This window comes from Micromonospora endophytica (genome assembly GCF_003236305.1).
Classification (GTDB): domain Bacteria; phylum Actinomycetota; class Actinomycetes; order Mycobacteriales; family Micromonosporaceae; genus Micromonospora; species Micromonospora endophytica.
The window spans coordinates 1-8,209 of sequence record NZ_POTX01000256.1; the positions used below are offsets into that span (position 1 = coordinate 1).

At 71.4% G+C, this 8,209-nt stretch carries 9 protein-coding genes; 5 read left to right on the top strand and 4 right to left on the bottom strand.

Going from position 1 to position 8,209, the window contains the following annotated elements; all coding sequences use genetic code 11:
• The first annotated feature begins 93 nt into the window (after positions 1-93).
• The gene (locus C1I93_RS25790; RefSeq protein ID WP_111245878.1) at positions 94-1,410 is read left to right on the top strand and encodes a DUF2252 domain-containing protein; all 1,317 of its coding nucleotides are present in this window, start codon (positions 94-96) and stop codon (positions 1,408-1,410) included.
• Positions 1,411-1,424: 14 nt separating this feature from the next.
• On the opposite strand, the gene C1I93_RS25795 is transcribed toward C1I93_RS25790, so the two are convergent.
• Positions 1,425-2,471 (bottom strand): glucose 1-dehydrogenase, encoded by a 1,047-nt coding sequence (locus C1I93_RS25795; RefSeq protein WP_111245879.1) that lies wholly within the window; start codon positions 2,469-2,471, stop codon positions 1,425-1,427.
• 201 nt (positions 2,472-2,672) lie between these two features.
• Between C1I93_RS25795 and C1I93_RS25800 the strand changes: the two genes are divergently transcribed.
• Positions 2,673-3,419 (top strand): NADH-quinone oxidoreductase subunit C, encoded by a 747-nt coding sequence (locus tag C1I93_RS25800; protein ID WP_223256545.1) that lies wholly within the window; start codon positions 2,673-2,675, stop codon positions 3,417-3,419.
• Positions 3,419-4,381, top strand: a complete 963-nt coding sequence (locus tag C1I93_RS25805; protein WP_111245880.1) for a complex I subunit 1/NuoH family protein — start codon at positions 3,419-3,421, stop codon at positions 4,379-4,381. Before C1I93_RS25800 ends, C1I93_RS25805 begins: the two co-directional genes overlap by 1 nt.
• Before the next feature lie 71 nt (positions 4,382-4,452).
• Here the strand turns inward: C1I93_RS25805 and C1I93_RS25810 are convergent, their stop codons facing one another.
• Together C1I93_RS25810 and C1I93_RS25815 are read right to left on the bottom strand one after the other, a co-directional pair.
• Entirely contained in the window at positions 4,453-5,499 is a 1,047-nt protein-coding gene (locus C1I93_RS25810) for a glutathione S-transferase family protein (protein ID WP_111245881.1), read from the bottom strand.
• A 79-nt stretch (positions 5,500-5,578) separates the two neighbouring features.
• Positions 5,579-6,331, bottom strand: coding sequence for a CPBP family intramembrane glutamic endopeptidase (locus tag C1I93_RS25815; RefSeq protein WP_111245882.1), 753 nt, complete (start codon positions 6,329-6,331; stop codon positions 5,579-5,581).
• Between the two features lie 62 nt (positions 6,332-6,393).
• Between C1I93_RS25815 and C1I93_RS25820 the strand changes: the two genes are divergently transcribed.
• Positions 6,394-6,996 carry a TetR/AcrR family transcriptional regulator gene (locus C1I93_RS25820; RefSeq protein WP_111245884.1) on the top strand — a complete coding sequence of 201 codons (603 nt, stop codon included), beginning with the start codon at positions 6,394-6,396 and terminating at the stop codon, positions 6,994-6,996.
• On the opposite strand, the gene C1I93_RS25825 is transcribed toward C1I93_RS25820, so the two are convergent.
• Complete coding sequence (locus C1I93_RS25825; RefSeq protein WP_111245883.1) at positions 6,977-7,549, bottom strand: Uma2 family endonuclease; 573 nt, start codon at positions 7,547-7,549, stop codon at positions 6,977-6,979. The two genes, C1I93_RS25820 and C1I93_RS25825, sit on opposite strands and share 20 nt — an antisense overlap.
• Positions 7,550-7,644: 95 nt before the next feature.
• On the opposite strand from C1I93_RS25825, the gene C1I93_RS25830 reads away from it, so the two are divergent.
• On the top strand, positions 7,645-8,209 hold a 565-nt coding region (locus C1I93_RS25830; protein WP_111245885.1), incomplete at its 3' end, for a NuoI/complex I 23 kDa subunit family protein.

An 8,209-nucleotide genomic window follows, 5' to 3' on the forward strand; every position in this document is an offset into this window, starting at 1 on the left:
CACCGATCCCCTGAGCCCCCGAACCCCTGAGCCAGCGCGAACCGCCCGTCCGGCTGGCTCGCGGGCTGGCGGCCGGCGGTTAGCGTACGGACCATGACCGACGTCGCGGAGCGGCGCTCCGCCTTCATCGTCGAGGTGCTGACCGAGGAGTTCGGCACCCTGATGGCCCTCGACCCGGCCGCCTTCCGGCGTAAGTTCCGCAAGATGGCCGCCTCCCCGTTCGCGTTCTACCGGGGCAGTGCCAGCCTCTTCTACGCCGACCAGCGCGGCGACTTCGCCGACGACCGCTTCCTCGACGAGCGGACCAGCCGGGTGTGGATCCACGGTGACCTGCACGCGGAGAACTTCGGCACCTACATGAACGGCTCCGGCCAGCTCGTGTTCAACGTCAACGACTTCGACGAGGCGTACGTCGGGCCGTTCAGTTGGGACCTGCGACGCTTCGCGGCGAGCGTGGCCCTGATCGGCTACACCAAGGCGCTCTCCGACCGGGTGATCAGCGACCTGGTCACGACGTTCGCCGAGCACTACCTCACCGAGCTGCGGGCCATCGCCGCGGGCGGTGACGACGCGATCGGCTCGATCACCCTGGACAACGCCGACGGCGTGCTGCGCCGGGTGCTCCAGCAGGCCCGGCTCAACACCCGGGTCGACCTGCTCCGGGCGCAGACCACCATCGACGCGTACGAGCGGCGGTTCTCCCTCGGCGACGGGGTGTACGAGGTCGACGGTGACGTCCGGGCGCGGGTCTGCGCCGCGTTCGAGGCGTACCTGGGCACCCTGCCGGCCGGCACCGCGTCGGCCCGGCCGGTCGCGGCGCAGGTCAAGGACGTGGTGTTGCGTAAGGGCGTGGGCATCGGTTCGGCCGGGCTGCCGTCGTACAACCTCCTGTTGGAGGGTCACACGCAGGCGCTGGAGAACGACGTCGTGATCTACATGAAGCAGGCTCAGGTGCCGGCGGTGGCCCGCTACGTCGGCGACGAGCGGGTCCGCGGCTACTTCCGGCATCAGGGTCACCGCACGGCCGAGTCGCAGCGGGCCCTGCAGGCGCACGCCGACCCCTGGCTGGGTTTCACCGAACTCGACGGGGTGGGCCAGTTGGTCGCCGAGGTCTCACCGTACGCCGCCGACCTCGACTGGTCGGACGTCAACGAGCCGGAGGAACTTGCCGGTGTGCTGGCCGATCTGGGCCGGGCGGTCGCCCGGATGCACTCGGTAGCCGACGACGAGTCCAGCCACGACCTGGTCGACTATTCCACCGAGGAGGCCATCGTCGCCGTCGTCGACCGGGATCCGGCCGGCTTCGTCGGGCACCTGGTGGACTTCGCCCACAGCTACGGCGTACGCGCCCGGCAGGATCACCAGCTCTTCGTGGACCTGTTCCGCAACGGCCGACTGCCGGGGATCTGAGGCTGAGGACGCTGTCAGGCGGTGAAGTCGAGCACCACCTTGATGTCCTCGGGCCCGGGGGAATAGGCGCTGGCGTACTCCGACAGCGGCACCCGGCGGGTGATCAGCGAGCCGAGCCAGGCCTGGTCGGCCCGCGCGAGGGCCTCGGCGGCGGCCTCCCAGTGCCGCCGGTTGGCGTTGACCGAGCCGAAGACGACGTTGTTCTCCAGCACCAGGGTGCGGTTGAGCGCGCCCGCGTCGAGTTCGATGGTCCGCCCACCGGTGGAGACGCCGGCCAGGCAGACGATGCCGGTCGGGGCGACCTTGCACATCGCCTCCAGCACCACCACCGGCGCGCCGGTGCACTCGATGATGATGTCCGGCTCGAAGTCGAGCTGGTCGACCGGCCCGGAGTGGTATGTCGCGCCGAGCGCACCGGCCAGCGCCGGCTTCGGACCCTCGGTGGCCAGGTCGAGCACGTGCACGGCGAGTCCCCGCTGACTGGCCAGCAGCGCGGCCAGCAGGCCGATCGGCCCGGCGCCGGTGACCAACGCGGTACGCGGTTGCCACTCCGCGCGCTGACCGATCCGGTCGATGTGGTCCCACGCCTTGGCCATCACACTTGTCGGTTCGAGCAGCACGCCGACCTCGCCCAGCGCCGGGTGCAGCCCGACGGCGAAGCGCGGTTGCAGCCGCCACCGCTGGCGGGCGAAGCCGGGCAGCGCCTTGATGCCGTGTTCGGTGAACATGCCGTTGCGGCACATGTCCCACTCGCCGACCGCGCAGTTCGGGCAGGGCAGCGGGTCCGGGTGCCGGACGATCCCGGCCACCAGGTCGCCGGGCTGGAGGGTGCCGGTCGGATCTTCCATCACCCGGCCCAGCGCCTCGTGCCCGAGCACCAGGTGGTCGGTGCCGGGCGGCGCCTCGCCGTAGTGCCCCTCGATGATCTCGATGTCGGTGCCGCAGATCCCCACCGCGAGTGCCTCCACCAGGATCGCGCCCTCCTCGGTGGCTGGCTCCGGATAGTCGTCGAGCAGCCGCAGCGAGCCGGGTACCCCGGGGATGACAGTCACAGCGCGCACCGCCCCATCCTGTCGGCCAGCACCTGGCGACCGCCGGCAAAGCCCGGATCTCCACCCGGCCGCGTACCCACGGCGGGCCGCCGCTGTCGGGCCGCCACACTGAGCCGCCGCTGTCGGGCCGCCACACTGAGCCGCCGCTTTGGGCCGCCGCTCGGGGCCGGGGCGGCGCGTTCCGCCGTGGTCGGCCATAGGATCAGCGGCATGACACCGGAAGAGGTCGGCCAGCGGTTCGTCGCGCTGCTCGCGCCCGTCGAGGCCACCGCGACGGTCTCCGGCGGTCAGGCCCATTCCCGGGCCACCGTCGACGTACCCCCGGACGGCTGGCGGGCGGCGCTGCTGGCCGCCCGCGACGACACCGAGCTGGCCTGCGACTACTTCGACTGGCTGTCCGCCGTCGACGAGCTGGCCGACGGGTTCGACGTGGTGGCCCACCTCTGGTCCACCCGGCACCGGCACGGTGTGCTGCTGCGCGCCCGGATCCCGCGCGCCACACCTACCGTCGAGTCCGTGGTGGACGTGTACCCGGGTGCCGCCTGGCACGAGCGGGAAACCCACGAGATGTTCGGCATCGACTTCGCCGGACACGCCGACCTACGGCCGTTGCTGCTGCCACCGGAGTTCGAGGGGCATCCGCTGCGCAAGGAGTTCGTGCTCGCCTCGCGGGTGGCCAAACCCTGGCCGGGCGCGAAGGAACCGGGCGAGTCCGAGGCGGGTGGCGGTCGTCGGCCGATCCGGCCGCCGGGCGTACCCGCACCGGGGGAGTGGGGCACCACGCCCACGCCGGCCGGTGCGGGCGGCGTCGGCGAAGGTCCGCGCGGCGGGGTGCCGGCCCGTCCGGCCCGGGAGCGGCCCGCCCGGCCTGCGCCCGGGGCCCGTCCGGCGCGTACCCCACGGGCGGCCGGCGGCCCGGCGGCGACCGAGCCGGCCGACGACGGAGGTACGACCTGATGCCACTCTGGCTGGAGCTGGTGATCCGGATCGGTGGGGTGCTCGTCGCCTTCCTCGTCCTGCCGCTGCTGGTCGGGCAGGCCGAACACAAGGTGATGGCACACATGCAGGGCCGGCTCGGCCCGATGTACGCCGGTGCCTTCCACGGCTGGGCGCAGCTGATCGCCGACGGGGTGAAGTTCGTCCAGAAGGAGGACGTCACGCCTCGGGCCGCGGACCGGCAGGTGTTCAAGCTGGCACCGGCGGTGGCGCTGCTGCCGTACCTGCTGGTGCTGCTGGTCATCCCGCTCGGCCCGAACGACCTGGTCGGGCAGCCGCTGGACGTCGGCCTCTTCTTCGTGCTGGCGGTGGTCGGCGTGGGTGTGCTGGCGGTGCTGATGGCGGCCTGGGCCTCGGCCAACAAGTACAGCCTGCTCGGTGGGCTGCGCGGCGCAGCCCAGTTGCTCGGCTACGAGCTGCCGCTGGTGCTTGCCGCCGCGTCAGTGGCGATGGCCGCCGGCACGTTGAGCCTGGCCGGCATCGTCGAGGCGTGGCAGCCCTGGTGGCTGCTCTGGCAGGCACCGGCGATGGTGGTCTTCTTCCTGGCCGGCCTGGCCGAGATCCGTCGGCCGCCGTTCGACATGCCGGTGGCCGACTCCGAGCTGGTCTTCGGCTACATGACCGAGTACACCGGCCTGCGCTTCGCGTTCCTGCTGCTGGCCGAGTACGTCGGCATCGTGGTGATCGCCGCGCTGACCACTGTGCTCTTCCTCGGTGGCTGGCAGGGCCCGTTCGCCGACGATCAGCTCGGCTGGCTCTGGACCCTGCTCAAGATGGCCGCCGTCAGCTTCCTGATCATCTGGCTCCGGGTGTCCTACCCCCGCCTGCGCGAGGACCAGCTCCAGCGGCTCTGCTGGCTGGTGCTGGTGCCGACCGCGCTGGCCCAACTCGTGCTGACCGCCGCCGTCCGCCTCGCGCTTTAGGTGTAAGGAGGGGCCCCCTGCTAACGCCTGGTGTATAGCAGGGGGCCCCTATTAACAGAAGAAGCGAGCGATCAACGCAGCGGCGTGTGCGCCGGCTCGACGCGCTCGGCAGGGCTCGGCGGCGCCGGTGGAGTCCCGTCGCCGAACGGCCGCCCACCGAGCGCCTCCCGGTCGTGCGGGGTCAGCCAGTTCGACAGGTCCGGGCCGAGCGGCACCACACCTGTCGGGTTGATGTCCCGGTGCACCTCGTAGTAGTGCCGCTTGATGTGGTCGAAGTCGATGGTGTCGCCGAAACCGGGGGTCTGGAACAGGTCCCGGGCGTACGACCACAGCACCGGCATCTCGGTCAGCTTGCTCCGGTTGCACTTGAAGTGGCCGTGGTAGACCGGATCGAAGCGGACGAGCGTGGTGAACAGCCGCACGTCGGCCTCGGTGATGGTGTCACCGACCAGATACCGCTGCCCGGCGAGCCGCTCACTGAGCCAGTCCAGCCGGTCGAAGAGCCGGTGGTACGCCTTGTCGTACGCCTCCTGGCTGCCGGCGAAGCCGCACCGGTAGACGCCGTTGTTGACGTCGCCGAAGACCACCGCGTTGACCTCGTCGATCTCGGCGCGCAGCTGCTCCGGATACAGGGCCGGGGCACCGGGCCGCTGGTACGCCGTCCACTCGGTGGAGAGGTCCAGGCTCATCTGGGCGAAGTCGTTCGTCACCACCTGCCCGGTCGGCACGTCCACCAGCGCCGGCACCGTGATGCCCCGGGGGTAGTCGGGGTAGCGGGCGAAGTACGCCTGCTGGATCCGCTCGATGCCGAGCACCGGGTCCCGCCTGTCCGGGTCGAGGTCGAAGGTCCAGCTCCGCGCGTCGTGGGTCGGTCCGGTGACGCCCATCGAGATGGCGTCCTCCAGACCGAGCAACCGGCGTACGATGATCAACCGGTTCGCCCAGGGACAGGCGCGGCTGACCACCAGCCGGTATCGGCCCGGCTCGACCGGATAGCCGTCCCGCCCGTCGGCGGTGATCCTCGTGGTGATGTAGCGCTGATCCCGGTTGAACTCGCCGCCCGGCTCGACGTACTTTCCGCCGCTGTCGGTCCGGCTCGCGCCGCTGTCCTGCGTCATTGCCCGCCCCCTGCCGTGCCAGGTCCCGTCCGGATCCCATCATGGCTGATGATCCACCGACCGGCTGGGCGAGCCGCCGTCAGGCTGCCTGGGCGGCGAAGGCGAGCAGCACCAGGGTGCCGTTGCTCACCGCGTGGGCGACGATCGGCACCCAGAGGTTGCGGTGGCGGTGCAGCAACCAGGCGAAGATCAGCCCGGCGACGAACGCGCTTGTCGTGTTGAAGCCCCGGGGCAGGTGCATCACCGCGAAGAAGCCGGCGGAGAGCACGATCGCGGTGACGGCGGGCAGCCGGGCCGCCAGGCCCTGGAAGAAGACGCCCCGGTAGAGCACCTCCTCGTACACCGGGGAGGCGATGGCACCGAAGAACAGGGCGAAGGTGAACTGCGCCAGCAGCGGGCCGGCCGGGTAACCACCCTCACCGCCGCCGTCGGCGGTGAGCGCCGCCGGCAGGACGAGCAGCAGGGCGAGGGTGAGCGCCGCCTTCGCCAGGCCCCACCCACCCGCCGCCCGCAACTGCGCGGCCCGTGGCCGGTGCAGCAGCAGGGGAGCGCGTACGGCACCGAATCGGCGGTACGTCACGGCGAGGCCGACTAGCAGCTGAACCCCGTTGATCAGGAGCCAGGCGACGCTCATGGCGACCACCTCGGAGGCGCCGAGCGCGGCCGGCCCACGGGCGAGCAGGTCGGCGACTGTGGCGTTCGCCAGGCCGAAGCCCACCACGAGAACGATCACCAGGTCCAGCCAGGTGAACCGGGTGGCCGGCGGCGGGGTGGGGCGTGCCGGAGCTGTTCGCCCTGGTCGGGCGGGCTCTGGTCGGGTCGCTGTGTGCATCGGGCCAAGGTTAGTCAGGTGACCTATTTAGGTCAAGCGACCGGTAAAGTATGATCGGGATCATGCCGAAGGTGGTCGACCACGAGGAACGCCGACGACGACTCGGTGCCGCCGCCTGCGCCGTGCTGAGCCGTACCGGAGCGGCCGGCACGACCGTCCGGGCGGTCGCGGGTGAGGCGGGCATGCCGCTGGCGACCGCCCAGCACTACCTGCCGACCCGGGAGCTCATGGTCCGGGCGGCGATGGCGCACCTGGTCGAGCGGGTGGTCGACCGGGCTCGGGCGATCCGGACCGGCCCGACCGCCCTGGACACGCTGCGGCTCGCCGTGCTGGAACTCGTGCCGCTGGACGCCGAGCGGATCTTCGAGGCACGGATCTGGCTGGTGCTCACCGCCGAGTCACTCATCGACGAGCGGATCGCGGCCGTGCTCCGGGACAACGCCGTCGAGCTGCGCGGCAACCTCGAACGGCTGGTCACCCAGGCCCGCGCGGACGGCAGCATCGCCGTGGACGCCGACGTGCCGGCGGTGGCGAGCGGGCTCGCCACGCTGCTGGACGGGCTGACCGTCCGGCTGCTGTCGACCGCGCTCACCCCCGCCGAGGCCCGCGCCGAGATCGACAACCACTTCGCCCGCCTCGCCGCCGTCAGCGGGTGCGAGGGGTGATCCGGGCCAGCGGAATGTCGATCTCCCAAGGGTCGGCGACCAGGATGCCGTCGGGCATCCGGGCGTGCTCGACGTAGACGCGCTTGACCGGGTCGAGCCGGTGCGCGTGCACCACGATCCCCGCCTCGGTCTCGATCCGCCAGAAGAACGGGATGTCCGCCTCGGCGTACAGCGCGGGCTTGAGCACCCGGTCGATGCTGCGGGTCCGCTCCGAGACGATCTCGACCACCAGCAGGACCTCGCTGGGCAGGTAGGACGAGGGGTTGCGGACGGCGGCGTCCAGGTCGGTCACCAGCAGGTCTGGGCTGAAGGCGCGGGTGCGGGACATCCGCACCGACACCCCCTGGGTGACGTCGAATTCGGCGGGGCAGGTCTCTTCCAGCGCAGCCATGAGGCGGCCGACGATGGATTGGTGCAGTCGCGTGAGAGACGGCGACACCAGCAGTTGTCCGTCCAGGAGTTCACGGCGGTGGCCGTCGTCGGGCAGGCGGTCGAGGTCGTCCGTCGTCCACTCGCCCGGCGCCCGGTAGTCGTTGTGCAGCGCGGCGGTCATCGACGGGTCCTTTCCGGTGCGCCGTCCTCCCCGTCGCCACCGTACTACCGGCTACCTCCGGGTGGTGGTCGCGCGCGCCGCAGCCACAGGGCAGGATGTTCGACATGAGCGAGCGAAGCGAGTCGGCGGGCGTGCCGGGCAGCGGCCTGGTCAAGGGACTGGCCGTCACGCTCAAGACGATGACGAAGCGCTCGACCACCCAGCAGTACCCGGACGTCGCCCCCGAGCTGCCGCCGCGCTCGCGCGGGGTGATCGCGCTGCTGGAGGAGAACTGCACGGTCTGCATGCTCTGCGCCCGCGAGTGTCCGGACTGGTGCATCTACATCGACTCGCACAAGGAGGAGGTGGCGGTGCCCGGCGCCGCCCGCCCCCGCCAGCGCAACGTGCTCGACCGGTTCGACATCGACTTCTCGCTCTGCATGTACTGCGGCATCTGCATCGAGGTCTGCCCGTTCGACGCGCTCTACTGGTCGCCCGAGTTCGAGTACGCCGAGTACGACATCAAGGACCTGCTGCACGACAAAGATCACCTGGGCGAGTGGATGGTCACCGTGCCGCCGCCGCCCGCGCACGACCGCAACGGCGAGCCGGCCAAGGAGGAGACCGCCGCCGCGCGCAAGGCCACGATCCCTGCCGCGCCCGCCGCCCGCCCCAACACCC

Excerpts from the sequence above, each read along its gene's own strand:
- C1I93_RS25825 (WP_111245883.1), bottom strand. The coding sequence starts at position 7,549 with ATGACCGCCGCGCTGCACAACGACTACCGGGCGCCGGGCGAGTGGACG.
- C1I93_RS25810 (WP_111245881.1), bottom strand. The coding sequence starts at position 5,499 with ATGACGCAGGACAGCGGCGCGAGCCGGACCGACAGCGGCGGAAAGTAC.
- C1I93_RS25815 (WP_111245882.1), bottom strand. The coding sequence starts at position 6,331 with ATGCACACAGCGACCCGACCAGAGCCCGCCCGACCAGGGCGAACAGCT.
- C1I93_RS25790 (WP_111245878.1), top strand. The coding sequence starts at position 94 with ATGACCGACGTCGCGGAGCGGCGCTCCGCCTTCATCGTCGAGGTGCTG.
- C1I93_RS25805 (WP_111245880.1), top strand. The coding sequence starts at position 3,419 with ATGCCACTCTGGCTGGAGCTGGTGATCCGGATCGGTGGGGTGCTCGTC.
- C1I93_RS25820 (WP_111245884.1), top strand. The coding sequence starts at position 6,394 with ATGCCGAAGGTGGTCGACCACGAGGAACGCCGACGACGACTCGGTGCC.
- C1I93_RS25800 (WP_223256545.1), top strand. The coding sequence starts at position 2,673 with ATGACACCGGAAGAGGTCGGCCAGCGGTTCGTCGCGCTGCTCGCGCCC.